This is a genomic window from Proteus sp. fly-1067 (genome assembly GCF_040139345.1).
GTDB lineage: Bacteria > Pseudomonadota > Gammaproteobacteria > Enterobacterales > Enterobacteriaceae > Proteus > Proteus vulgaris_B.
Genome location: NZ_JBEEUL010000003.1, coordinates 95,758 through 121,050, shown reverse-complemented (window position 1 = coordinate 121,050; position 25,293 = coordinate 95,758). Strand labels below are relative to the sequence as shown.

Sequence of the window (25,293 nt, the reverse complement as noted above, 5' to 3'; positions counted from 1 at the left end):
ACATCTTAGGTTGTGAGATCCGTCATGTTAGAGCGCTTTTCAGTTTATTAACATTTCTGTAAACTGCATGCGGTATGTAAGTCTCGGTGTTAAATATGGATTTTCGTCTGACTCGCCGGACAAATAAATAATGAGGTCACGATGAGTACTGAAATTAAAGCACAGGTAGTGGTTCTCGGTGCAGGCCCTGCGGGTTATTCCGCAGCGTTCCGTTGCGCTGACTTAGGTTTAGAAACAGTTTTAGTTGAACGTCACTCTACATTAGGTGGTGTTTGTCTGAACGTGGGTTGTATCCCTTCTAAAGCGTTACTCCACGTTGCTAAAGTTATCGAAGAAGCGAAAGCATTATCTGAACACGGTGTTGTTTTTGATGCACCAAAAACAGATATCGACAAAATTCGCATCTGGAAAGACAAAGTTATTTCTCAATTAACCGGTGGCTTAGCGGGCATGGCTAAAGGCCGTAAAGTGACTGTTGTTAATGGCGAAGCACGATTCACTGGTTCTCACACATTGTCTGTTGAAGGTGGTGAAGGTACAACTACCATCACTTTTGAAAATGCAATCGTTGCTGCCGGCTCACGTCCAATCGAATTACCATTTATTCCACATGAAGACCCACGAGTATGGGATTCAACAGATGCACTGCAACTGAAAACCGTACCAGAGCGTTTACTGGTTATGGGTGGCGGTATCATCGGTCTGGAAATGGGAACGGTTTATCATTCTCTGGGTTCTCAGATTGACGTGGTTGAAATGTTTGATCAGGTTATTCCTGCTGCTGACAAAGACGTGGTTAAAGTATTTACCAAACGTATCAGCAAGAAATTTAACCTGATGCTAGAAACCAAAGTTACTGCGGTTGAAGCAAAAGAAGATGGCATCTACGTAACGATGGAAGGCAAAAAAGCCCCAGCAGAACCACAACGTTACGATGCAGTATTAGTTGCTATCGGTCGTGTGCCTAACGGTAAATTACTAGACGCAGGTAAAGCGGGCATCGAAGTTGATGATCGTGGCTTTATCCATGTTGACAAACAAATGCGCACTAATGTACCTCACATCTTTGCTATTGGAGACATTGTTGGTCAACCAATGCTGGCTCATAAAGGTGTTCATGAAGGTCATGTTGCAGCAGAAGTTATTTCTGGTAAAAAACATTACTTCGATCCTAAAGTTATCCCATCAATCGCTTATACTGAACCAGAAGTTGCATGGGTTGGTATGACAGAAAAAGAAGCGAAAGAGAAAGGCGTTAGCTATGAAGTGGCTTCTTTCCCATGGGCGGCATCAGGCCGTGCAATCGCATCAGATTGTGCTGATGGTATGACTAAACTGATTTTCGACAAAGAAACTAACCGTGTTATCGGTGGTGCAATTGTTGGTTCTAACGGTGGTGAACTGTTAGGTGAAATTGGTCTGGCAATCGAAATGGGTTGTGATGCTGAAGATATCGCATTAACTATCCACGCTCACCCAACGTTATACGAATCAATTGGTATGGCTGCGGAAGTATTTGAAGGTAGCATCACTGACCTGCCAAATCCAAAAGCGAAAAAGAAAAAATAAGCGACTTTTTTACTGGAAACAGTTTTGCTGAAAATAGCTTTACTGAAAGCAGTTTACTAAAGTAGTTTAAATGATAAGGGCTAAGTTCTTTATGGAACTTGGCTCTTTTTTTATTGAAAAGCTGATTGTCTTCTGTCGTGTGATGCGGGTTATTTAGTGTGAATGATGTTTATTTGACCGTAAATTTTACTTTAGTGCTAATTCGGGTGTGAAAAAAACTATAAAAAGTGTGGTTATTAACCAAAATCTTGGTTAAAAGTCTCTGTTATATATTTTGTTTAAGTGTTTTAATCTGAATAAGTGGATATTTGAATCTGATTAATGTTACTTTTATGTGAACGAATTAACATCGTGTTGAAGATTTGCTATGCTGATAGCCCTTAGCTGGGCATAATTTCACAACCTCTTATGTTTTATGCGAGCAAAAGATCCTCTGACCTGGCACCTTATTAACAAGGTGCAGACAGCCGGGTTATACAAAATGACAAAGAAGCGAGGAGACAGTCGTGCTAGAAGAATACCGTAAGCACGTAGCAGAGCGTGCAGCTGAAGGTGTCGTTCCAAAACCTCTCGATGCCACACAAACAGCCGCACTTGTTGAGCTATTAAAAACCCCCCCTAAAGGTGAAGAAGAATTTCTTCTTGATTTAATTGTTAACCGTGTTCCACCCGGAGTTGATGAAGCTGCCTATGTTAAGGCGGGTTTTTTAACTGCCCTCGCGAAAGGCGAAACCACATCACCCCTTATCTCGCCAGAAAAAGCCGTTGAATTATTAGGTACCATGCAAGGTGGCTATAATATTCATGCTTTAATTGAATCTCTGGATAACAATAAATTAGCCCCAATTGCAGCTAAAGCGCTTTCACATACCTTATTGATGTTTGATAACTTCTATGATGTTGAAGAAAAAGCCAAAGCAGGCAATGAGTATGCTAAACAAATTATGCAATCTTGGGCTGATGCAACATGGTTTACTGAACGTCCAGAATTAGCAGAAAAAATAACTGTTACCGTATTTAAAGTCACTGGTGAAACTAATACCGATGACTTATCTCCAGCACCAGATGCTTGGTCTCGCCCAGATATTCCATTACATGCTTTAGCCATGTTAAAAAATGCGCGCGAAGGGATTGAACCTGATCAGCCGGGTAGTGTGGGTCCTATTAAACAAATTGAAGCATTAAATAAAAAAGGCTTTCCACTAGCTTATGTTGGTGACGTTGTAGGGACGGGTTCTTCTCGTAAATCAGCGACAAACTCCGTACTTTGGTTTATGGGAGATGATATCCCATTCGTTCCTAATAAACGCGGTGGTGGCGTTGTTCTCGGTGGTAAAATTGCACCTATCTTCTTTAACACTATGGAAGATGCAGGGGCATTGCCTATCGAAGTTGATGTTTCTAAATTAAATATGGGTGATGTTATTGATATTTACCCATATAAAGGTGAAATTCGTAACCATGAAACGAATGAGTTACTAGAAACCTTTGAGCTGAAAACAGAAGTATTAATTGATGAAGTTCGTGCTGGTGGTCGTATTCCATTGATCATTGGTCGTGGGTTAACGTCAAAAGCACGTGAATCACTAGGCTTACCAGTTAGCACACTATTCCGTCATGCTAAACCTGTTAAAGAAAGTAACCGCGGTTTCTCACTAGCTCAGAAAATGGTAGGCCGTGCTTGTGGCCGTACAGGTATTCGCCCTGGCGAATATTGTGAGCCAAAAATGACCTCTGTCGGTTCACAAGATACAACGGGTCCCATGACACGTGATGAGTTAAAAGACTTAGCTTGCCTTGGTTTCTCTGCTGATTTAGTGATGCAATCATTCTGCCATACTGCGGCTTATCCAAAACCGGTAGACGTTACAACACATCATACTTTGCCTGACTTTATTATGAACCGTGGTGGTGTTTCACTGCGTCCGGGCGATGGTATTATCCACTCATGGTTAAACCGTATGTTATTACCTGATACTGTTGGTACAGGTGGTGACTCGCATACTCGTTTCCCTATTGGTATCTCATTCCCAGCAGGTTCTGGCCTAGTGGCTTTTGCTGCTGCAACTGGGGTTATGCCATTAGATATGCCAGAATCTGTTCTGGTACGTTTTAAAGGCGAAATGCAACCGGGTGTGACACTGCGTGATTTAGTTCATGCTATTCCTTATTACGCGATCCAAGATGGTTTACTGACAGTTGAGAAAAAAGGTAAGAAGAACATTTTCTCTGGTCGTATTCTTGAGATTGAAGGTTTACCAGAACTAAAAGTAGAACAAGCATTTGAGCTTGCTGATGCATCAGCAGAACGTTCAGCGGCAGGTTGTACCATTAAACTGGATAAAGCGCCTATCATTGAGTACCTGCAATCTAACATCATCTTATTGAAATGGATGATATCTGAAGGTTATGGCGATCGTCGTACTATTGAGCGTCGTATTACTTCAATGGAAAATTGGCTGAAAGATCCGCAATTACTTGAAGCGGATGCTGATGCAGAATATGCCGCAGTGATCGAAATTGATTTAAATGAGATCAAAGAGCCAATTCTATGTGCCCCTAACGATCCAGATGATGCTCGCCTGTTATCTGAAGTAGCAAACAGCAAAATTGATGAAGTATTCATTGGTTCTTGCATGACTAACATTGGGCACTTCCGTGCAGCGGGTAAACTGCTTGATCAACATAAAGGTCAATTACCAACACGTTTATGGGTTGCTCCACCAACAAAAATGGATGCTGCACAATTAACGGAAGAGGGCTATTATAGCGTCTTTGGTAAGAGTGGAGCACGTATCGAAGTACCTGGTTGTTCACTATGTATGGGGAACCAAGCGCGTGTTGCTGATGGTGCAACTGTTGTTTCAACCTCGACACGAAACTTCCCCAACCGTTTAGGTACAGGTGCAAATGTGTATCTTGCTTCAGCAGAACTTGCGGCAGTTGCTTCATTATTAGGTCGTTTACCTGAACCACAAGAGTATCTCGATTTTATGAATAAAGTCGATGAAACTGCAGAAGATACTTATCGCTATCTGAACTTTGATCAACTTGCCCAATATACAGATAAAGCAGACCAAGTTATTTTCCAAACAACGGTATAACGATTAATTTATTGCTTTAAACGTATTTAATATGAACAAACGGGAGGCTAATGCCTCCCGTTTTTTGTTATTTTTGTCATAATAAGAATAAGGTATTTTTATTAAAAAGCGAAAGCTTAATAAGGGGCGTACACCATGGATTATGAATTTCAGCGAGATCTTACTGGCGGTATACTAGCCCGATTTTCGATGGATCATGAAGCAATAGGTTATTGGTTGAATGATGAAATTCAGGGCGATATTAATCTTATAGACCAAATTCTTGAAGAAATGGAAGGCATTAAAGGTAGCGAAAGACAATGGGAACTCATCGGTAAAGAATATAGCCTTTCGATTGATGATGAAGAAGTGATGGTCAGAGCGAATACACTCCATTTTGAAACAGATGAAATGGAAGAGGGCATGAGCTATTACGATAACGAAAGCATTGCTTTTTGTGGTTTAGACGATTTTGCTACCATGCTACAGAAATATCGGTTATTTATTCTGGAAAATAGAAGGAATTAACAATTCCTATTTATTTATGAAATAAATATGCCACAATATACTATTGAACAGCTATTCTTCTTATTACATTTTTAAGTCTTAAAGGTGGTCTAATGAATGAATTACCCGCGAGTTTAGATGAAGCAACAGGTTGGTTTGTTGCGAATCAAGATCTCTTTATTCAATATGCTGTGAATATTGTTGCCGCATTTTTGATCCTATTTATTGGTCTTTTTGTCGCAAAAATGATTGGTAAAGGTGTCGCAAGAGTTCTTACATTGCGCCATATTGATGCTACTGTTGTGACATTTTTATCTGTTTTAGTTCGTTATACTGTTGTTGCTTTTACCTTAATTGCTGTATTAGGACGATTAGGTGTACAAACAGCCTCCGTTATCGCAGTATTAGGTGCTGCAGGTTTAGCGGTAGGCTTAGCATTACAAGGTTCACTGTCTAACTTTGCAGCAGGAGTATTAATTGTTATTTTCCGCCCAATTCGTACTGATGAATATGTGATGATTGGTGCAGTTGAAGGTACGGTGAAAGATGTACAAATTTTCTCAACCACACTACGTTCAGCGGATGACAGAATTATTGTTATTCCAAATAGCAAAATTATCAGTAGTGAAGTCATTAACTTAAGTCGTGAGCCAAATCGTCGTACACAAATTATTGTCGGTGTGGCTTACGATGCGGATATTGATAAAGTAAAACAAGTGTTAGGTGATGTTGTTGCTAAAGACAAACGCATTCAACATGATAAAGACGTGACTATCCGTTTACATGAAATGGCGCCATCTTCATTAAACTTTGTGGTACGTGTTTGGACAACCAATGGTGATGCATGGCCTGTTTATTGGGATCTAATGGAAGATTTTAAACGTGCATTAGATGCAAACAATATTGGAATTCCATTCCCACAAATGGATGTTTATATGCATCAAACACAAAGTGCGACAGCGAAAGCAGAATAGTCTCACAAGAATAGATGACACAGAGCCACGTTAATAACGTGGCTTTTTTGTATGATGAGAAAGGAAGCATAATGAGATAACACAGATTAGAAAGGGATTGGGTATTAAAGATGGAGATAATCTTAAGGAGTTTCTTTTTTGTTTTTCATTATGTTGAGGGCTATCTTGTTTTCTCTTTGGCTCTATTATTATTGTGGTATTCACATAAAGCAGCTAAAAAACGAACATGTATTATCTTATTTATTACCGCATTAATTGTGGTAATGCCTCATATTGTTATCTGGTCTAATTTTATTTTTATGTTATTAATGAATATGGTTATTTCATCTTATTAATCTTAGTGAGATTTTTATTTTTTCCATATTTTATGATCATTAGTTTTTCTTATTAGCAATAAGAATGATTCATTTCCTCTAATATCAAAATCCTTCTATTATTCAGCTAGTTCCTGACGAATAATTATTAAGGTATTTTGCATGTTTACAACTTTTATTCAGGGTTTTTTATTAAGTGCAGCCATGATTTTACCGATAGGTGCACAGAATGCTTTTGTTTTACAGCAAGGGAGCAAAAAACAATTTCATTTAATGAGTGCTTTTTTATGCGCTTTAAGTGATGTTGTATTGATAACTGCAGGTGTTTTTGGAGGTAGTGCATTACTTAGCCAATCAGAAACACTTTTATTCTTGATCACATGGGGAGGAGTGGCATTTTTACTTTGGTATGGTTGGAATGCATTTAAAACCGCTTTTTCAAAAGATATTGAATTATCACAAAGTGAAAATCAGGTAAAAAGTCGTTGGCGTGTGATTGTGACATTAATTGCCGTAACTTGGCTTAATCCTCATGTTTATTTAGATACTTTTGTTGTGATAGGTAGTATTGGAGGACAATTAACCTCAGATCTTCGACCTTGGTTTACAATTGGTGCGGTATTTGCCTCTATAAGTTGGTTTTTTGCATTATCACTACTTGCTGCTTGGTTTTCTCCCATATTAAGCAAAACACGCTCTCAACGTATGATTAATTTGTTTGTAGGATGTGTGATGTGGTTTATTGCTGTTCAATTAGCTGCGCAAGGATGGAAAACTCTCTTTTAATCTTAAAGAACTTTACATCATATATGCTAATGTTCTTCTTAGTCCTAAAAACAGGGCATTAAAATTAATCTTGTCAGGGGGTTTTTTGTGAAATTAAGAGCGATTGTATTAGCATCCGTGTTTACGCTGGGATTACCTTCCATTGCACTAGCCGCTTCGGAGCCAGAAGGACCACATATTACAACATCGGGTAATGCGACAATTAAAGCGGCTCCTGATATGGCGACATTAAATATTCAGGTTAATGAAAGAGCAAAAGATGCAGCTCAGGCTAAGAAACTAGTCGATGAGCGTGTTGCAAAATATTTTGCCTTCTTAAAAGAAAATGGTGTTGTGAAGGAAGATATCGACGCCGCCAATATCCGTACTCAACCAAACTATGAGTATGATAAAAAAGCAGAGCGTTCGGTGATTAATGGTTATACAGCAACACGTACTGTGAATGTCAAAATTAAGAAATTAGAACAGCTTAATACGTTACTTGATGGCGCATTAGCTGCGGGTTTAAATGAAATTAATAACGTTGAGTTTGGCGTAAATAATCCAGAACAATACAAAGTAAAAGCACGAGAAGTGGCCATTAAAAATGCCATTGATCAAGCAACTTCTGTTGCAAAAGGTTTTGGTGCAGATTTAGGTGCAGTCTATAGCGTAAGCTATCGTGCGCCAGAGGCGACACCTTATCCAATCGCACAAGTACGTATGGATGCAATGGCATTAAAAGCCCAAGCTCCAGCGGCAGTGCAAGAAACTTATGAACAACAAAGTATCGAATTTAAAGATTATGTGGATGTTGTTTTTGAACTAAAACGCACTAAATAATCATGTTACGGTAAAAAAATAGGCTTCCTAGAGAAGCCTATTTTTTGTATTAAAAGATGATAATAATCGTGTTACTCTTCACCTTGTTTTAAAACCTTACGGCCAAAATCAATCAGTGCATCTGTCACTTTTCTCATCGTTCTACTTTCTGGTGCAAAACGGTGCCAATAAAGCATACGTCGCTGGCAAAGTCCCGGAGTTAAATCAACCAACTCTCCACTCTTTAGCTCATTAGCAATTTGCAGATGAGGGATCATGCAACATGTTGAACCTTGTTTTGCTAATTGCACAAATGCTTCAGAAGAATTAACAATATGGCAAGGCACGCTACCTGGAGATAAACCAAAGTTTTGCTGTAAAAATGCCTGATGCATATCATCAAGATGGTCAAATGCAACTGCAGGGGCTTTTAATAATGACGACTTAGTTACGCCATTCGCAAAATAACGCTGAGCAAAATCAGGAGAGGCCACAAATAGATAATCAAGAGCGCCTAATTGATCAACAAGGCAACTTGGTAATGCTTGTGGCTGAATACTGATTGCACCAACTACTTCGCCTCGTCTTAAGCGTTCTTGTGTTCGCGTTTCATCTTCAACTTGTATATTAAGCCGAATAGGCAGTTGTGTTAAAACTGGATGCAAAGCAGGTAATAACCACGTTGCCAAACTATCAGCATTTACCGCCAAAGAGAGTAAAAGCGGTGTGGAGCCACTATTTTCATCACCTAACCATTGTTCTTCAAGTAATTCTACTTGATGCAATAATGCCAATAGTTTTTGCCCTTGCTCTGTGGGTTGAGGGGGAACAGTACGCACTAATAGTGGTTGGCCGAATAAGTTTTCTAATTGTTTAATACGCTGTGAAACGGCAGATTGTGTAATACATAACTTTTGTGCTGCTCTTTCAAAACCACGTTCGCGAATGACGGCATCAAGGGCTTGTAATGCTCGATAATCAGGGCGTTTCATTAACAGACTCTCTTTGATTTTATATTCTGTTGCTTACTATGCCATATTTTTTGTAGTAATGAGTTAAAATGTTGCTTCTCAGTTTTTGATGTGTCTCGTGCTAGTTTTGAATGCAATATGCTATTCTTAGTCCATTAACGTGATAAATAAGGTTTTTTTAAATGACTCAGGATGAATTGAAAAAAGCAGTAGGTTGGGCGGCGCTTGAATATGTAAAACCCGGTACTATCGTGGGAGTTGGAACAGGTTCCACAGCTTCTCATTTTATTGACGCATTAGCGACAATGAAAGGTCAAATTGAAGGTACGGTTTCAAGTTCAGAAGCATCAACAGCAAAACTAAAAAGTTACGGCATTCCTGTTTTTGACTGCAATGAGGTCGATTCTTTAGATATCTATGTTGATGGTGCTGATGAAATCAACCACCAGATGCAAATGATCAAAGGTGGCGGTGCTGCATTAACGCGAGAAAAAATTATTGCAGGTGTGGCAAAAACATTTATCTGTATTGTTGATGAATCTAAACAAGTCGATGTATTAGGTAAATTCCCACTGCCTGTTGAAGTTATTCCGATGGCGCGCTCTTATGTAGCTCGTGAATTAGTTAAATTGGGTGGCTTGCCTGAATATCGTGAGAACGTGGTAACAGATAATGGAAACGTTATTTTAGATGTTCATAACTTAACAATTCTTAACCCTATTGAACTGGAAAATAAAATTAACAGTATTCCTGGTGTAGTTACAGTAGGATTATTTGCTAATCGTGGTGCAAACGTTGTTTTAATGGGAACGTCTGAAGGCGTTAAAACGATTAAGTAAGATGACTAAAAAGAGGTGGCTATGGCGACCTCTTTTTAAAATTATTTTAGAAACTGCAAATTCAGTGATATATATCACACCATAGTTATATCTCTCTTTAAAATCCTGCCTTTTTCAAAGTCAAAATCATTTTACTCGGTAGAAAATCGCTTTCTTTATTGCTTATTCTGTCATCACTGCAATCGGTTGTATTGCCACAAACTCTATTTTTGTTATGTTGTTGAGACAGGATTTTGTTTTTCATTAAATGTAACAACGATAGGGCAGGGTAAATGGTCAAAGTATCTTTGGAAAAAGAAAAGATAAAGTTTCTACTCCTTGAAGGTGTGCACCAAAGTGCAGTAGAAAATTTAAGAGCGGCGGGTTATACCAATATTGAATATCACAAAGGTGCGTTATCGGACGAAGAATTAAAAGAAGCTATCCGTGATGCACGTTTTGTTGGTCTTCGTTCCCGCACTCATTTAACAGAAGAAATTTTTGCAGCCGCTGAAAAATTAGTTGCTGTAGGATGCTTCTGTATTGGGACCAATCAGGTTGATTTAGATGCGGCCTCTCGTCGCGGTATCCCTGTTTTCAATGCGCCTTTCTCAAACACTCGTTCCGTGGCTGAGATGGTGCTAGGTGAATTACTGTTATTACTGCGCCGTATTCCGGAAGCAAACGCGAAAGCCCATCGTGGTGTTTGGGATAAGCAAGCTAAAGGCTGTTTTGAAGCGCGTGGTAAAAAACTGGGTATTATTGGTTATGGTCATATTGGTACACAGTTAGGTATTTTGGCTGAAAGCGTGGGTTTAGATGTTTATTTCTATGATATTGAAAACAAACTGCCACTGGGTAATGCAACACAAATTCGTCATTTGTCTGAACTATTGAATATGTGTGACATTGTCAGCTTACATGTACCAGAAACACCATCAACAAAGAATATGATCGGTCATGAAGAAATTCAGCGCATGAAACCAGGTTCAATTCTTATCAATGCCTCTCGCGGTACTGTGGTTGATATTCCTGCATTAGCACAAGCGTTAGAATCAAAACATTTATCTGGTGCTGCCGTTGACGTGTTCCCATCAGAGCCTGGTGCAAATAACGATCCTAACGATCCGTTTGTCTCTGAACTTATTAAATTCGATAATGTGATATTAACGCCACATATCGGTGGTTCAACACAAGAAGCGCAAGAAAATATTGGTTATGAAGTTGCAGGTAAATTAGCTAAATATTCAGATAATGGCTCAACGCTATCTGCGGTTAACTTCCCTGAAGTTTCATTACCAAGCCACGGCGATGATGTAAACCGTTTACTGCATATTCATGAAAACCGCCCTGGTATGATGAATAGTATCAATAATGTGTTTACTGAACAAAACATCAACGTGGCAGCACAATTTCTGCGAACTTCAGGCAATGTAGGTTATGTTGTGATTGATATTACAACTCAAACCAAGGCTCAAGCAGAGTTAGTATTACAACAAATCAAAGCATTACCAGGTACTATTCGTGCTCGTATGCTGTACTAATTATTGATGTAATTATCAGTAACATATTGAAGGCTCGATATTTCGAGCCTTTTTTGTTTCTTTAAACATTATTATTGAACTTGCTGTTTCCATAATTGGTAATAAAGCGCTCTATTTTCAAGCAAATCCGAATGAGTTCCTTCTTCCAATACTCGTCCTTTATCTATGACATAAATATAATCTGTATACACTAATGTATTGAGACGGTGTGCAATGCTAATTACAGTTCTATTTTTACAAATCCGAGGTAAACTTGCCAAAACTTGTGCTTCAGAGATGTAATCTAATGCTGATGTGGCTTCATCTAAAATAAGAATACGTGGATTTGTTAATAAAGCTCTTGCCAGTGCAATACGTTGGCGTTGGCCTCCTGATAAGTTAGACCCTCTCTCTCCGACTTGAGTGTTAAATCCCAAAGGAAGTTGCTCAATAAACTCTAGAGCACCTGCAAGTTGGCATGCTTCTATTAATTCTTTTTCACTTGCATTGGGTTTTGATAAACGAATATTTTCGACAATAGAACCACTAAATAAAAAACTTTCTTGTAGAACAATGCTAATACTTTGGCGTAATGAGAGAGGATCGGCGATAGCCAAATCCATGCCATCAATATAAATTTGTCCTTGTTGAGGAGTATAGAGACGTTGAATTAAACGCGTAACGGTACTTTTTCCTGAGCCAGAGCGACCTGTAATACCAATAAATTGGCCTGCAGGAATAGAGAACGAGAGTGATTCAATAACATCTGGCGTATGGCAGGTATAACGAAAATAGACATTTGAAAAATCAATATGACCTATGATTTTGGGCACTGTTACTAATCCATTATATTGGTGTTCTGTCGGTGTATTTAAAATCTCACCAATACGACGTAGAGAAATCGTTGCTTGTTGAAAATCTTGCCAGCATTGCGCTAAACGTAAAATAGGCTGTGTGATATGTGCAGTAAAGAGATTAAATGCAATAAGTTCACCCACTGTTATTTGTGTATTAATAATTAAATTAACACCTTGCCACAAAATAATCGCTGTTGTGATTTTATGAATGATAAATATAAGTTGTTGAGCTAATAAATTTTTTTTAGTTGCTGAAAATCGTTTGTTAATCTGATCGGCAATTTTATATTGCCATTTATCGATAAAAAGATTTTCTGTTGCTGTAATTTTTATGGTTTCAATACCAGTAATTGTTTCGGTTAATAAACTGGTAGTATCAGCATTAGCTTGATATTCCTGCTCAACCCAATAACGAATAATAGGGCCAAGGATCAGCCAAAGTGTAAAATAAAGAACTAATGCACCTAACGTTATCCAAGTTAGTGGTACAGAATAAGTAAACATCACAGAAATAAATACAATAATAAAAATTAGGTCGAGCACTAACATCAATGCGGAACCAGTAATAAATTGACGAATATGTGAAAGCTCTTGAATACGGGCAATTATTTGGCCTGACTGTCGCTGGTTAAAAAAAGAACTCGGTAAGCGAATAAGATGTTGATAAATTTTACCTGAAAAATCAGCACTAAATTGGCAAGAAATAAATGTATACAATTTGTCTCGTAGAAAAAGATAAACAGGTTCAGTGATTGCAATTAAGAGTAATAAATAACCTAATAAATGTAAGTTTGATAAATTTCTTCCAGTTAATACCTTATCGATTAATGTCTCAAAAATTAAAGGATTCACTAATGCGAAGAGTTGGCTACAACTTGATAAAATAAAAACTAGTAAGAGTGATTTTTTTTGTTTTAAAATAGAAGAAAAAAACCAATTAATATTAAATTTATTACGCAATGATATGTGTTCTTTATTGGTTATGAATACTGTGCTTAATTTTTGTTTTTTATCTATTTTATACTCTATGGTGATATTTCTTTTAATATCAAATATTATTAAAAATTCTTCTTTTTTTTCTTTTAAAATATACCATTGATTGTTTATTTCAATAAGAGTATCAATAAGGTGATGTTTTTTATCCTCATAATCAAAAATATCGAATTTACATTTTAAATTAAGTAATTGAGCAGCTTCTATAACATTCCATTTATTAAATGAATTATCCTTTCCAAGAAAGTGAAAAACATTCTCACTTTTTATATTTCCATTGTTTTTTTTAGAAAAATAAATTAATCCATCAATAATGGAGTAATTGTATTTTTTCATTTTTATAATATTATTTATATATTTCATGAGATTAAATACCTGATCTTATTTTTCAGTCAGTGCGTTATGTCGATAAACTTCTATTGGGCTTAAAACATAATCAATAACACGGCGTTTATCCGTAATTATCTCGGCGACTAAAGACATTCCTGGGGTAAGCTGATAGTACTGATTATTTTTTTCAATGGTTTGTTTATTTAATCTAATTGTAGCAGGGTAAACTAAACCTAATTGTTCATGTTGAACAGAATCTTTAGCGATATTAATAATTTCACCTTCAATTGTACCGTAACGAGTATAAGGAAAGGCATCTATTTTTATCATTGCTTTTTGCCCTATGTGAATAAAACCGATATCTCTATTGAGAAGATTAACCTCTGCAAAATTCTCTTGATGTTCGGGAACTATCGTCATGACACTTTGTGAAGGTTGCAATACACTACCGAGTGTATAAATAGAAATTTGTTGTACTGTTCCTGTGATGGGTGAACGTACGATTTTGAGTTGCTGTCGCTTTTGGAGGTGATTAAAATTTTGAGTATAAATTAATAACTCGCTCTCATATTTTTTATATTTATCATGCCATTCTAGTTTTTTTTGTTTTTCTAATTGTTTTAAGTTTTCATGTAATTGTTTTTCTTGGTTTTTAATAATATAAAATTCTGAATTTTTTATTATTATTGAACGATTTATTTCTAATAGCTCTTTTTCACTTTCAAGATATTCCATTTTGCTAATTATTTTTTTATTAAAAAGATCTTCTTTAATAATAAATCGTTGCTTTATATTGTTTTGTATCTTTTTTAAAGACAGTAGATCATTGTAAGTTAGTGTTTGATTTTTATTATTTACTTCAATTTCGGTTTCTAATACATTTATGTTGCTATCGAATTCATCTTTTTCTTTCTGATAACCTAACAAGATTGATTTTTTTGTTTTATTATCTAATTTATTAAAATGATAAAGATTTTTAGGTGATACTTCTTGGCTCAAGGCTTGATAGCGAATTTTAAGTAATAGTAGATCCTCCCTTTTTTTTCTTATTCCTTTAATTTCTTCATCAACACCCAATATATCAAGTGTCAATAAAGCATCACCTTGATTAACTTTTTGCCCATCTTTTACATGAAGAATAGCCAATCGGCTAGGTTCATGTATTTGAATTATTTGGGAGCGACCAGTAACTACAAGCTTACCCGTTGCAGGGGATTGCACATCTAACTTCCCAAAATAAATCCACAAAATAAAAGCCACAATACTGAGTGAAATGGTAGAAGCAATGTAACGGCTATAAGGGGTTAATGGTTTTTCTATAAGGGCTATATGATTAGGATAAAAATCATAGTGGAACGGCTTTTTATTAAGTCGAAAGATAGTCAATAATAAGTGTTTTATATTTAATTTCATGCTCAACATCCTTGCTGAATTTGCCAAAGTTTTTTGTAATCACCGTTATTTTTAATTAAAGCTTCGTGTTTCCCTTCCTCCACAATTTGCCCCTTATTTAACACAATAATACGATGACAATCTCGTATTGTTGACAGACGATGGGCAATGATAATTACGGTTTTATTTTTTGTGATAAGTGGAAGGTTATTTTGAATAATTGCTTGAGAATCATCATCTAAAGCGCTGGTAGCTTCATCAAAAATCAAAATCTTAGGTGATGTTAATAAAGCTCTAGCAATAGCAATACGTTGACGTTGCCCTCCTGATAAGGAGGTTCCTCCTTCAGTGATCAAGGTGTCATATCCTAACGGTAATTTTAAGATAAACTCATGTGCGCCTGCGATTTTTGCAACATCAATAACCTCTTCTAAAGAAGCTTGTGGATGCATTAATTTAATATTGTCAAAGATCGTTAAGTGAAATAAAAAATTTTCTTGTAGTACGAAACCAATTTGTTGGCGTACATACTTTAAATGAAGTTGTGATAGTGGAATATTATCAAATTTTATACAGCCTGATTGTGGTATATACAGGCCCGAGATTAGACGTGCCAAGGTACTTTTCCCCGAACCTGAAGTTCCTACAATGCCAATAACTTCATGTTTTTTTATCTGTAATGAAATATTACGTAAAATAAGCGGTGTATTATTTTGATAACAGAAACTTACGTTATCAAACGTAATGTCTCCTTGAAGTTTGGTGTTTGATCCTTTGATATTTTGCTCGTTAGGTAGATTAAGAATATCTTGTAAATTATAAATGGCTGTTTTTGTTCTGATGTATTTTCCCCAAATATCAATAGCGATTGCTAAAGGTTGTAGGCAATATCCTAGTAGCATAATAAAGGCAATCAGTTGACCAATTGTCATTGAGTGTGAAATCACTTCATAAGCACCTAGCCATAGCAGTAATGCTGTTGTTGTTTTATTGATAAATAGCACAATGAAGCGGGAGAGTGAGTCTATACCCTGAAGTGTTAAATTTTTATAGGTAAGCTTATGAATTTGTGTATGCCATTGTTGTGTAAATCGAGGCTCCAGAGAAAGGCTTTTAATGGTTTCGATGCCACTTAAACTTTCGGTAAGAAATGCCGTATTGGTCGCTATTTTTTGATAAAGCTGCTGAACGGATAATTCTATCTTTGGAGCAAGTAATTTAGCTAAAATAAAATAAAGGGGAATGGTTGCCATAAAAAAGAATGTTAGCTTTATGGATAAAATTGACATAACAAAGATAAATATGAAGATAAAAGATAAATCTATAAATAACATTAATAACGTATTGGTAATAAAGTCTCTAATAATATCTAACTCTTTTACTCGAGTTACAATGATCCCTGTTTGTCGAGACTTAAAGTAACTTATGGGTAGTTTTAATAAATGGTTAGCCATTTTTAAACTTAAGTTTATATCAATTTTATTTGCGGTATGATGATACATATATTCTCTAATACCTTTCAAAACTCCTTCTGAAATAGCAATAAAGATTAATCCAATCACTAATACATCAAGTGTTGATAATGCTTGATATATAATTACTTTATCCATAATAATTTGAGTAACTAAAGGGCTAGCCAAAGATAATAGTTGTAAGATTAATGAATAGAATAAAATACGATAAAAAATAGCTTTATATCGTATAAATGCAGGAAAAAACCATCTGATATCAAAATGATGCTGTGTTTTAAAATCAAGGTAATAAACATGATTTTTACTTATCTTAATGATTTTATCTTTATTAACTTCCTCTATTTTATGAGTTTGATAATTATAAATAAGAAAATTATTATCGCTTTGTTTTAATAATATGAATAAATTTTCATTTTTGTCATAAAAAATAATTTTATGATTAAGTTGTTTTTTAAATATAATTGATGGTTTTATTTTTTTTAATTTAAATTCATATTCTTTTTCTAAAGATTTTATGGTGTGGTTTTTTTTTATTTCTATTTCTTTGTTTTTAGTTAGGTTGATAATAATATTGATGCATTTTATAAGATGAACATCTTTTTCATTTTTCATTTAAATAAAAATACCTTTAGATTGATTTTGGATATAAAAAGGTATTTAAAATTCTTTCTAAAATAAAAAATATAAAAAAACACAGATATTATTCGGTGTTTTAAAATGAGTTGTTCAGAATATTAAAAATTCCATATTTTTTCTGGGGTGATGATCTCAGGTAATGGAACATCCCAATTTGCAATAGGAAGATGTTCAACTTGTTGGCAAGTATGAGCAAGCCCTATTGGATAAAATGATTTTTGTTGCCAATTTTCTAACGTTCTATCGTAAAAACCGCCTCCCATACCTAATCGTTGGCCTTGAGCATCAAAAGCCACTAATGGTGTAAAAATAATATCGATGTCATTTGGAGGAATAACTGCATTTACATTTAAAGGTGGTTCTGAAATCGCAAAGCGATTTTTCACTAAAATAGTGGTTGGTGTATAACGTAAAAAAAGAAGATGATAGCGATGAAAAGGGTGTAAAACGGGCAAACAAATCTGTTTCTTCATTTTCCATAATTGTGAAATCAAAGGCGATGTATCAATTTCACCATCAAAAGAGAGAAATAAGGCAAGAGTGTGTGCATGTTGAACTTTGGGGTGACTAAGAACGCGTTCACATAATTGATGAGCGGCTTGCTGCTGCTGTTGTGATGTGAGTAAACGTCGTTTTTGGCGAATTGCTTTGCGTATCTCATCTCTTTGTTGAAACAGTGACTTCTGAGTCATTCTTCAATCCATCAATCAGTGGTGATCATTAAGTTGGAATTATCATTTTAGTCAATTTATCACACTTTAGAGGTAAGAAAGCGAAGAAGTTGAAGAATTAAGGAATTAGAGGCATAAAAAAAGTTTTAAATGTTAGGTATTTATAAAATACTTAGCATTTAAAACTTTAGTAGAGGTCTCCAAGATGCCGCCGTAGGCTGTAACCCTTGAACCCATGGTCCAAGGTGAACATAGTGTTGTTACCATTAGGCTGCCTGAACGAATCAGGTATGCTCACAAGTGACAGATCACCACATTCTATGTGTTTCGAATATCGGCTCAGGGGACTGGCCCACTGGCAAACATCTCAGAGAAATTTGGTGGATGCTGTTAAGCACCTTATCTATGAACTATTGTATTATTTTAATTGTAGAAAGCAACCTATTATCTGTGAATTTCGTGGCGTACGCATGCTTTCTGAACAAATCTACTTCGCAGTTGAAAAAGTGCGATCATGGTGCTTGCCTTGATCGTGTAAAGCTTGTTCAATAGATTGTTGTAGCATTTTTATCTTCTCTTCCATGTTGTAGGCATAGTCTCTAGTTTTTAACTTTTCTTCTGCCAACTCATGACTCATATTTAATGCCACGATAAAAATTAAGTGCTCTGTATTGGAAACACCACTGCGTTCTTTGAGATCTTGTAATCGTTGTTCAAGTTCAGCAGCAGAAGCCAGTAAAGCATCTTTTTGTTCTGGTGGGCAATTGACACGTAATGAGCGCCCAAAAATTTGAAGTTCAACGGGTTGTGCGGACATGATTCCTTCCTGACATAAAATCTGTGCTACGTGTTGAGTAGTGTATACGGTTATAACGCTGTATTAAACGCTATTACTACAAAAATTCCAATGATTAACATGGCTTAACTGGTACAGCGACTTCTATTGATGGTAGCATATCTTGAACTATTCCCCTAAATGCGACGTTTATTCTTATGTCAAAACAAAACACATTACCAAATTATCAATCTATAGATGCATTATTACAGCAACATACTGTGCCTTTAACGGCAGCTGAAATGCACGGATTGATTACAGGATTTATTTGTGGCGCTGTGCGCGACAGTAGTTGGAAAACCTTATTGCATGATTTAACCAATGAAGGTTTAGCTTTTCCTAAAACATTATCAGACTCACTCGAAGCACTTTATCACATTACTTACGAACAACTTGATGACAGTGTATTTAACTTCTCGATGTTAGTTCCTGACGAATCCGAGTCCGTTTTTCTAAGAGCCGATGCCCTTGCTGGGTGGGTTAATCATTTTCTTTTAGGTTTGGGTGTTGCACAACCTAAATTATCTGAGCATAAAGAGTTGACTGAAGTTATCACCGATTTGCGTAATATTGGTGCGCTAGGTTATGAAGAAGATGAAAACCAAGAAGAACTTGAAGATGCGCTAGAAGAAGTCAGCGAATATGTGAAAGTATCTGTTCAACTTTGTTATATCACTTTTGTCGCACCAAAAGACAAAGAAAATAGTGAACAGAATGAGCAACGTATACTACATTAGTTTCATCATTCATTAGATAAACATAAAGATAAACGAAAGACAGGAGTGGGTATGAATAAGCAAGAATTTTTATCCCGTCGTCAGGCATTATTAGCTCAAATGAAGCCTGCGAGTGCAGCTATCTTTTTTGCAGCACCACCAGCGCAACGTAATGCGGATAGTGAGTATCCTTATCGCCAGCATAGTGATTTCCTTTATCTAACTGGTTTCAGCGAGCCTGAGGCCATCCTTGTGCTGATTAAGAGTGATGAAACACATAACCATAGTGTGCTCTTTAATCGCGTAAGAGATTTAACGGCTGAAATCTGGTTTGGTCGTCGCCTTGGACAAGAAGCTGCGCCTGAAAAATTAGGTGTTGATAAGGCACTTCCTTATGAGGATGTTGGTGAGCAACTTTACCAATTATTAAACGGATTAGATGTTGTTTATCATGCTCAAGGCGAATATGCATTTGCTGATGAAATCGTTTTTAATGCATTAGAAACTTTAAGAAAAGGCTCTCGCCGGAATTTAAAAGCACCTCAAACTATTATTGATTGGCGTCCTCTCGTTCATGAGCAACGTTTATTTAAATCTGACTTTGAACTTGAATTACTGCGTAAGGCAGGAAAAATTACAGCGTTAGCACATACTCGAGCGATGCAAAAATGTCAGCCGGGTATGTATGAATATCAGCTTCAAGGTGAAATAGAACATGAGTTTGTTTCTCATGGTGCTCGCTTCCCTTCATATAATAGTATTGTAGGTAGTGGTGAAAATGGTTGTATTCTTCACTATACCGAAAATGAAACCAAAATGCGTGATGGGGATTTAGTACTCATTGATGCAGGCTGTGAATATGAAGGTTATGCAGGTGATATCACCCGTACTTTTCCTGTTAATGGTAAGTTTAGCCGTCAACAACGTGAAATTTATGACATTGTCTTAAAATCCATCAATGTGTCTTTGGAATTGTACAAACCTGGTACAAGCATCAAAGAAGTCACTGAGCATGTCGTGTATATCATGGTCGAAGGATTGGTTAAACTCGGCATTATGCACGGTGAAATTGAACATCTTATTGAAACAAAAGCCTATCAGCGTTTCTTTATGCATAGCCTAAGCCATTGGTTAGGTCTTGATGTTCATGATGTGGGACATTATGGCACAGATCGTGATCGTATTTTAGAACCAGGCATGGTACTGACTATCGAGCCTGGGTTATATATCGCGCCAGATGCCGATGTACCACAAGAGTATCGCGGTATTGGTATTCGTATTGAAGATGATATTGTTATCACTGAAACTGGCAATGAGAACTTAACGGCTTCTGTCGTTAAAGATCCGGATGAAATTGAAGCTCTGATGGCAGGAAAAATTTAAGGCTAAAATCAGTATGAATGTGATTATTGTGGGTGGTGGAATGGCGGGTGCAACATTAGCACTAGCACTTTCTGCATTAAACAAAGGCAATATTTCAATTTCGTTAATTGAAGCAAGAGAGCCTGATAATGGGCATCCTGGATTTGATGCAAGAGCGATTGCATTAGCCCATGGAACAGCAAAGCGGTTATCGCAAATTGGGCTTTGGTCAATATTAAAACCTTTTGTTACCCCCATTAATCACGTTCATGTCTCAGATAAAGGCCATTGTGGTTTTGTTAATATTCATGCACAAGACTATGATATATCGGCACTGGGTTATGTGATTGAGTTACATGACGCAGGGCGACAACTTTTTGCCAAGTTAAAAAAGCAATCTAATATCACGCTTTATTGCCCAGCTACAGTTGAACAAGTTCAGCGTAATATAGACTGCGTTGAAGTAACGCTTGATAATGGTATGCAATTAACAGGTGATTTACTGATTGCAGCAGATGGTACAAACTCGCCGATAGGCCACCAATGCCATATTCAATGGCAACGTGAGCCTTATCACCAAGTCGCCGTAATTGCTAATGTCAAAACAGAAATAAACCCAGAGGGAAAAGCCTTTGAGCGTTTTACTGAATTTGGCCCATTAGCCATGTTACCGATGAGCGAAGGGCGTAGTTCATTAGTGTGGTGTCACCCGATTGAAAAATGGGATGATATTTCACAGTGGGATGATGAAACAACCATCGCACATTTACAACGTGACTTTGGCTGGCGTTTAGGAAAAATAGAGCATATTGGTAAGCGAAATTGCTATCCTTTAGCGTTACAAAAAGCCAATCAAATTATTAGTCACCGTTTAGCCTTAGTAGGTAATGCATCACAAACACTCCATCCTATTGCAGGACAAGGCTTTAATCTTGGTTTACGTGATGTTATGGCGCTCGCCAATACGCTCACTCAAGCGATTAATACTAATACTGATATTGGTAGTTACCGAGTGCTCTCTCAATATCAACAACTTCGCCAACAAGATAGAGAAAAAACAATCTCTATTACTGATGGGTTGGTGAAAGTGTTTGCAAATCGTTGTGTGCCACTGGTTGTTTCTCGCAACTTAGGGTTAATGACGATGGAGTTGCTCCCAATGATGAGAGATAAATTGGCGCATCAAACACTGGGCTGGACAGACTAGAGCGTGTTGATTTTTAATGGTCAATTTTCATCCGAATCTATAGGGCTGTTTTTAACGTCTATTTTTATTTTAAGAGGTCATTGTTAATATTAATCAATACCTAAAATAGTAAATAGTTTGCTTTATAAATTTTTTTTGTTGTAAAAACGAGCAGAAAAGAACAGCGCGCTCTAAAAAAAACGCTTTTTAGGATATTTTATTATGAAATCATTTGATGTTGTTATTGCTGGTGGTGGAATGGTTGGGCTTGCATTAGCCAGCGGATTACACGGGTGTGGATTACGTATAGCGATAATAGAAAATCACCCAGTAACAAAACATTTTCACCCGCAAGATGATTTTTCATTACGGGTATCCGCTATTAATACTGCCAGTGAAATGTTGCTGAAAAAATTAGGTGTTTGGGAAAACTTAAATGCTTTACGAGCAACGCCTTACCAAGGTATGGAAGTCTGGGATCAAGATAGTTTTGGTCGTATTGAATTTTCGGCACAAAAAGAAGGGTTCAGCCATTTAGGCTCTATTATCGAAAATAACCTCATTCGAGAAGTGCTTTGGCAAAAATGTGAAAGCCACAGTGATATAACCTTCTATTCATCGACACAAATTGAACGTGTTGTTTGGGGTGAAAATGATGCATTTATTACCCTTAATGATGGTGAAATGTTGACGGCAAGATTAGTTGTCGGAGCTGATGGTGCTAATTCATGGTTACGCAAACATGCCGATATTCCTCTGACTTTTTGGGATTATGAACATTATGCATTAGTTGCTACTATTCGTACTGAACAACCCCACGACAATGTTGCTCGCCAAGTCTTTCATGGTGAAGGTATTTTAGCATTTCTACCTCTTTCTGATCCTCATACTTGCTCTATTGTTTGGTCTTTACCAAGCCATCTAGCTGAACGCTACAAAAATGCAGATAAAACCTTATTTGAGCGCACATTAGGTGTGACATTTGATATGCGTTTGGGTCAATGTGAATTAATAAGTGATCGCATGACAATACCATTAACTGGTCGCTATGCACGCCAATTTGCAGCGCCTCGTTTAGCGTTATTAGGTGATGCGGCACATACTATTCACCCTTTAGCTGGACAAGGCGTTAACCTTGGTTTTATGGATGTTGCAGAGTTAATTGGTGAGATCCGCCGCTTAAAAGCAGAAGGGAAAGATTTTGGTGAATATCTTTATTTGAGACGATTTGAGCGTCGTCGCAAACATGCGGCCGCTGTAATGTTAGCCAGTATGCAGGGATTTCGTGAACTTTTTGCCGGAAATAATCCTGTCAAAAAATGGGTTCGAGATATCGGCCTTTCGTTAGCGGATAGTTTACCGGGCGTAAAACCAAAGTTACTTGAACAAGCAATGGGTCTTTCTGATTTACCTGAATGGTTAAGTGATAAAAATTTCACTTCAGTTGAAAAAATCTAATTCCTCCCTTATTTCACATTACTTTTATTTATATCTGACTGAAGAAATAGAACTAAAAAAATCTATTTTTTCAGTCTATTCTTTGCACTAATTCCTTTTTTACAGGAATTCCTCGCTAAAAATGAGCGCTGATACGCATAATTGCAATCATTAGTTCTGCATACTCATATCTCTCTATTATGATTGAGAGACACAATACCCTATTTTAACTTATGGTTTATTTTTTCTGGCAATGCTAAGTTCAAGAGGATGGTATCGTTTGCGTTGTACGTTAATTGCTCGTATTTGTTAAATCCATGTTTAAAAATAAACTTAAACTCGTGATTAATACACTGATTTCTAATCAAGTTTAATTTTATATTTAACAAATTGCGTTCTCTGAATAATCTAAAGTAAAAGTAGAAAGAGGGAAGAATGGCAAAACAGACTCCGTTGTATGATGAGCACGTAGCCTGCGGTGCTCGTATGGTCGATTTTCATGGTTGGATGATGCCGTTGCATTATGGCTCTCAAATAGATGAACATCACAATGTACGCAGTGATGCAGGTATGTTTGATGTTTCTCATATGACCATTGTTGATTTACATGGCTCGCAAGTTAAAGATTTCCTACGTTATTTATTAGCGAATGATGTCGCTAAACTCACCGAAAAAGGTAAGGCGCTTTATACCGGTATGCTTAATGCATCAGGTGGTGTAATTGATGATCTTATCGTCTATTACTTTGATGATTCTTTCTATCGCCTTGTGGTGAACTCCGCTACTCGTGAAAAAGATCTGGCATGGGTTGAACAACATGCTTCAGATTACGTGGTTGATATTACTGTTCGTGATGACTTGGCTTTAATCGCGGTTCAAGGCCCTCACGCACAAGAAAAGGTTCAACGATTATTGACTGAACAGCAACGCCAAGTTGTTTCAACTATGAAGCCTTTTTATGGTGTAGAACTTGATGACTTATTTATCGCAACAACAGGCTATACCGGTGAAGCGGGTTATGAAATTGCGATGCCAAAAGAGCAAGCAGTCGATTTCTGGAAAAAATTATTAGCGGTAGGTGTTAAACCTGCCGGATTAGGTGCAAGAGATACATTACGCTTAGAAGCTGGAATGAATCTTTATAGCCAAGAGATGGATGAAACTATTAATCCGCTTGAAGCTAATATGGGGTGGACGATTGCGTGGGCACCTGAAGATCGTCAATTTATTGGTCGAGAAGCATTAGAAAAATTACGCGCAACAGGCACAGATAAACTTGTCGGCCTTGTTATGCGAGAGAAAGGTGTGTTACGTGCAGGTACTGCCGTACACTTTACTGATGATTTGGGTGAATTAAGAGAAGGTGTGATTACAAGCGGTACTTTCTCGCCCACATTAGGCTTTAGTATTGCATTAGCAAGAGTTCCCGCAGGTATTAAAGATAGCGCAATTGTATTAATGCGTAATCGTGAAATGCCAGTAGAAGTTGTTAAACCTGGTTTTGTTCGTTCAGGTAAAGCATTGGTATAACACGCACAATTATTTTAAATGGAGAGTAAGGTCAATGAGTCAAATACCTAGTGAATTAAAATACGCGCAGTCTCATGAGTGGGTCCGTTCAGAAGGCAATGGTGAATACACTATCGGTATTACTGAACATGCACAGGAATTATTAGGTGACATGGTGTTTGTTGATCTACCTGAAGTGGGTAGAGAAGTAGCAGCCGGTGATGATTGTGCAGTAGCGGAATCAGTAAAAGCTGCATCAGATATTTATTCACCATTATCGGGTGAAATTATCGCAGTAAATGAAGAGTTAGATGGTTCTCCAGAGCTGGTAAACAGCGCACCTTACGGAGAAGGTTGGCTATTTCGCATTAAAGCAAATAATGAAAGCGAATTAGATGACCTACTTGATGCTACTGGTTATCAAGAGTTGGTAGATAGCGAAGAATAAAACTAAGCGCCCCGTCAAATCATACCGGGGCGTTTTTATTTATTAGCTTGTTATTTGTTGCTATCACTACGTTCTTAAGCCATGGCTATTACCTATCCATTCA

20 protein-coding genes and 1 other RNA gene are annotated in these 25,293 nt (G+C 36.9%); 14 read left to right on the top strand and 7 right to left on the bottom strand.

From position 1 onward, the window contains the following. The first annotated feature begins 141 nt into the window (after nt 1-141). From lpdA to ABN217_RS06805, 6 genes are all read left to right on the top strand, one after another. On the top strand, nt 142-1,569 hold the full coding sequence (gene lpdA / locus ABN217_RS06830; RefSeq protein WP_072063363.1) for a dihydrolipoyl dehydrogenase: 1,428 nt from the start codon (nt 142-144) through the stop codon (nt 1,567-1,569). Nucleotides 1,570-2,075: 506 nt separating this feature from the next. Then, the gene (gene acnB / locus ABN217_RS06825) at nt 2,076-4,673 is read left to right on the top strand and encodes a bifunctional aconitate hydratase 2/2-methylisocitrate dehydratase (protein WP_197268969.1); all 2,598 of its coding nucleotides are present in this window, start codon (nt 2,076-2,078) and stop codon (nt 4,671-4,673) included. Nucleotides 4,674-4,808: 135 nt separating this feature from the next. Continuing rightward, the gene (locus ABN217_RS06820; protein ID WP_196554023.1) at nt 4,809-5,180 is read left to right on the top strand and encodes a YacL family protein; all 372 of its coding nucleotides are present in this window, start codon (nt 4,809-4,811) and stop codon (nt 5,178-5,180) included. A 92-nt stretch (nt 5,181-5,272) separates the two neighbouring features. Then, nucleotides 5,273-6,133 (top strand): small-conductance mechanosensitive channel MscS, encoded by an 861-nt coding sequence (mscS, locus tag ABN217_RS06815; protein WP_349459244.1) that lies wholly within the window; start codon nt 5,273-5,275, stop codon nt 6,131-6,133. A gap of 476 nt (nt 6,134-6,609) precedes the next feature. Further along, on the top strand, nt 6,610-7,233 hold the full coding sequence (argO, locus tag ABN217_RS06810; protein WP_196554025.1) for an arginine exporter ArgO: 624 nt from the start codon (nt 6,610-6,612) through the stop codon (nt 7,231-7,233). An 87-nt stretch (nt 7,234-7,320) separates the two neighbouring features. Continuing rightward, nucleotides 7,321-8,055, top strand: a complete 735-nt coding sequence (locus ABN217_RS06805; RefSeq protein WP_072069241.1) for an oxidative stress defense protein — start codon at nt 7,321-7,323, stop codon at nt 8,053-8,055. 71 nt (nt 8,056-8,126) lie between these two features. Here the strand turns inward: ABN217_RS06805 and ABN217_RS06800 are convergent, their stop codons facing one another. Continuing rightward, entirely contained in the window at nt 8,127-9,026 is a 900-nt protein-coding gene (locus ABN217_RS06800) for a LysR family transcriptional regulator ArgP (RefSeq protein WP_109407438.1), read from the bottom strand. Nucleotides 9,027-9,187: 161 nt separating this feature from the next. Between ABN217_RS06800 and rpiA the strand changes: the two genes are divergently transcribed. Together rpiA and serA are read left to right on the top strand one after the other, a co-directional pair. Then, on the top strand, nt 9,188-9,844 hold the full coding sequence (rpiA, locus tag ABN217_RS06795) for a ribose-5-phosphate isomerase RpiA (RefSeq protein WP_072069239.1): 657 nt from the start codon (nt 9,188-9,190) through the stop codon (nt 9,842-9,844). Between the two features lie 272 nt (nt 9,845-10,116). Then, entirely contained in the window at nt 10,117-11,367 is a 1,251-nt protein-coding gene (gene serA / locus ABN217_RS06790; protein ID WP_072069238.1) for a phosphoglycerate dehydrogenase, read from the top strand. A gap of 71 nt (nt 11,368-11,438) precedes the next feature. On the opposite strand, the gene ABN217_RS06785 is transcribed toward serA, so the two are convergent. The 6 genes from ABN217_RS06785 to zapA all read right to left on the bottom strand — a co-directional run bounded on the left by ABN217_RS06785 (nt 11,439) and on the right by zapA (nt 18,514). Continuing rightward, the gene (locus ABN217_RS06785) at nt 11,439-13,532 is read right to left on the bottom strand and encodes a type I secretion system permease/ATPase (RefSeq protein WP_196554035.1); all 2,094 of its coding nucleotides are present in this window, start codon (nt 13,530-13,532) and stop codon (nt 11,439-11,441) included. Between the two features lie 45 nt (nt 13,533-13,577). Continuing rightward, nucleotides 13,578-14,939, bottom strand: a complete 1,362-nt coding sequence (locus ABN217_RS06780) for an HlyD family type I secretion periplasmic adaptor subunit (protein WP_196554027.1) — start codon at nt 14,937-14,939, stop codon at nt 13,578-13,580. Between the two features lie 2 nt (nt 14,940-14,941). After that, nucleotides 14,942-17,002, bottom strand: a complete 2,061-nt coding sequence (locus ABN217_RS06775) for a peptidase domain-containing ABC transporter (RefSeq protein ID WP_197268971.1) — start codon at nt 17,000-17,002, stop codon at nt 14,942-14,944. A 122-nt stretch (nt 17,003-17,124) separates the two neighbouring features. Next, entirely contained in the window at nt 17,125-17,718 is a 594-nt protein-coding gene (locus tag ABN217_RS06770; protein WP_196554931.1) for a 5-formyltetrahydrofolate cyclo-ligase, read from the bottom strand. Between the two features lie 172 nt (nt 17,719-17,890). Next, nucleotides 17,891-18,074, bottom strand: a non-coding RNA gene (gene ssrS / locus ABN217_RS06765) — 6S RNA. A gap of 110 nt (nt 18,075-18,184) precedes the next feature. After that, the gene (gene zapA, locus ABN217_RS06760) at nt 18,185-18,514 is read right to left on the bottom strand and encodes a cell division protein ZapA (protein ID WP_036934918.1); all 330 of its coding nucleotides are present in this window, start codon (nt 18,512-18,514) and stop codon (nt 18,185-18,187) included. A gap of 176 nt (nt 18,515-18,690) precedes the next feature. On the opposite strand from zapA, the gene ABN217_RS06755 reads away from it, so the two are divergent. The 6 genes from ABN217_RS06755 to gcvH all read left to right on the top strand — a co-directional run bounded on the left by ABN217_RS06755 (nt 18,691) and on the right by gcvH (nt 25,190). Beyond that, nucleotides 18,691-19,269, top strand: coding sequence for a YecA/YgfB family protein (locus tag ABN217_RS06755; RefSeq protein ID WP_072069235.1), 579 nt, complete (start codon nt 18,691-18,693; stop codon nt 19,267-19,269). Between the two features lie 51 nt (nt 19,270-19,320). Further along, entirely contained in the window at nt 19,321-20,631 is a 1,311-nt protein-coding gene (gene pepP / locus ABN217_RS06750) for a Xaa-Pro aminopeptidase (RefSeq protein ID WP_109407432.1), read from the top strand. 13 nt (nt 20,632-20,644) lie between these two features. Next, nucleotides 20,645-21,817 (top strand): 2-octaprenyl-6-methoxyphenyl hydroxylase, encoded by a 1,173-nt coding sequence (ubiH, locus tag ABN217_RS06745; protein WP_197268972.1) that lies wholly within the window; start codon nt 20,645-20,647, stop codon nt 21,815-21,817. A 201-nt stretch (nt 21,818-22,018) separates the two neighbouring features. Beyond that, nucleotides 22,019-23,254, top strand: a complete 1,236-nt coding sequence (gene ubiI, locus ABN217_RS06740) for an FAD-dependent 2-octaprenylphenol hydroxylase (RefSeq protein WP_196554929.1) — start codon at nt 22,019-22,021, stop codon at nt 23,252-23,254. A 414-nt stretch (nt 23,255-23,668) separates the two neighbouring features. Continuing rightward, complete coding sequence (gcvT, locus tag ABN217_RS06735; protein ID WP_196554928.1) at nt 23,669-24,763, top strand: glycine cleavage system aminomethyltransferase GcvT; 1,095 nt, start codon at nt 23,669-23,671, stop codon at nt 24,761-24,763. Nucleotides 24,764-24,797: 34 nt separating this feature from the next. Then, a complete protein-coding gene (gene gcvH / locus ABN217_RS06730) occupies nt 24,798-25,190 on the top strand; it encodes a glycine cleavage system protein GcvH (RefSeq protein ID WP_196554927.1) in 393 nt (130 codons plus the stop codon). Nucleotides 25,191-25,293 lie beyond the last annotated feature (103 nt).

Bases quoted from the DNA above. Each gene is read 5' to 3' on its own strand.
- ABN217_RS06785 (WP_196554035.1), bottom strand. From the start codon at position 13,532: ATGAAAAAATACAATTACTCCATTATTGATGGATTAATTTATTTTTCT.
- lpdA (WP_072063363.1), top strand. From the start codon at position 142: ATGAGTACTGAAATTAAAGCACAGGTAGTGGTTCTCGGTGCAGGCCCT.
- ABN217_RS06780 (WP_196554027.1), bottom strand. From the start codon at position 14,939: ATGAAATTAAATATAAAACACTTATTATTGACTATCTTTCGACTTAAT.
- mscS (WP_349459244.1), top strand. From the start codon at position 5,273: ATGAATGAATTACCCGCGAGTTTAGATGAAGCAACAGGTTGGTTTGTT.
- gcvT (WP_196554928.1), top strand. From the start codon at position 23,669: ATGGCAAAACAGACTCCGTTGTATGATGAGCACGTAGCCTGCGGTGCT.
- ubiI (WP_196554929.1), top strand. From the start codon at position 22,019: ATGAAATCATTTGATGTTGTTATTGCTGGTGGTGGAATGGTTGGGCTT.
- ABN217_RS06770 (WP_196554931.1), bottom strand. From the start codon at position 17,718: ATGACTCAGAAGTCACTGTTTCAACAAAGAGATGAGATACGCAAAGCA.
- serA (WP_072069238.1), top strand. From the start codon at position 10,117: ATGGTCAAAGTATCTTTGGAAAAAGAAAAGATAAAGTTTCTACTCCTT.
- zapA (WP_036934918.1), bottom strand. From the start codon at position 18,514: ATGTCCGCACAACCCGTTGAACTTCAAATTTTTGGGCGCTCATTACGT.
- ABN217_RS06820 (WP_196554023.1), top strand. From the start codon at position 4,809: ATGGATTATGAATTTCAGCGAGATCTTACTGGCGGTATACTAGCCCGA.
- rpiA (WP_072069239.1), top strand. From the start codon at position 9,188: ATGACTCAGGATGAATTGAAAAAAGCAGTAGGTTGGGCGGCGCTTGAA.
- ABN217_RS06775 (WP_197268971.1), bottom strand. From the start codon at position 17,002: ATGAAAAATGAAAAAGATGTTCATCTTATAAAATGCATCAATATTATT.
- ABN217_RS06755 (WP_072069235.1), top strand. From the start codon at position 18,691: ATGTCAAAACAAAACACATTACCAAATTATCAATCTATAGATGCATTA.
- gcvH (WP_196554927.1), top strand. From the start codon at position 24,798: ATGAGTCAAATACCTAGTGAATTAAAATACGCGCAGTCTCATGAGTGG.
- pepP (WP_109407432.1), top strand. From the start codon at position 19,321: ATGAATAAGCAAGAATTTTTATCCCGTCGTCAGGCATTATTAGCTCAA.
- argO (WP_196554025.1), top strand. From the start codon at position 6,610: ATGTTTACAACTTTTATTCAGGGTTTTTTATTAAGTGCAGCCATGATT.
- ABN217_RS06800 (WP_109407438.1), bottom strand. From the start codon at position 9,026: ATGAAACGCCCTGATTATCGAGCATTACAAGCCCTTGATGCCGTCATT.
- ubiH (WP_197268972.1), top strand. From the start codon at position 20,645: ATGAATGTGATTATTGTGGGTGGTGGAATGGCGGGTGCAACATTAGCA.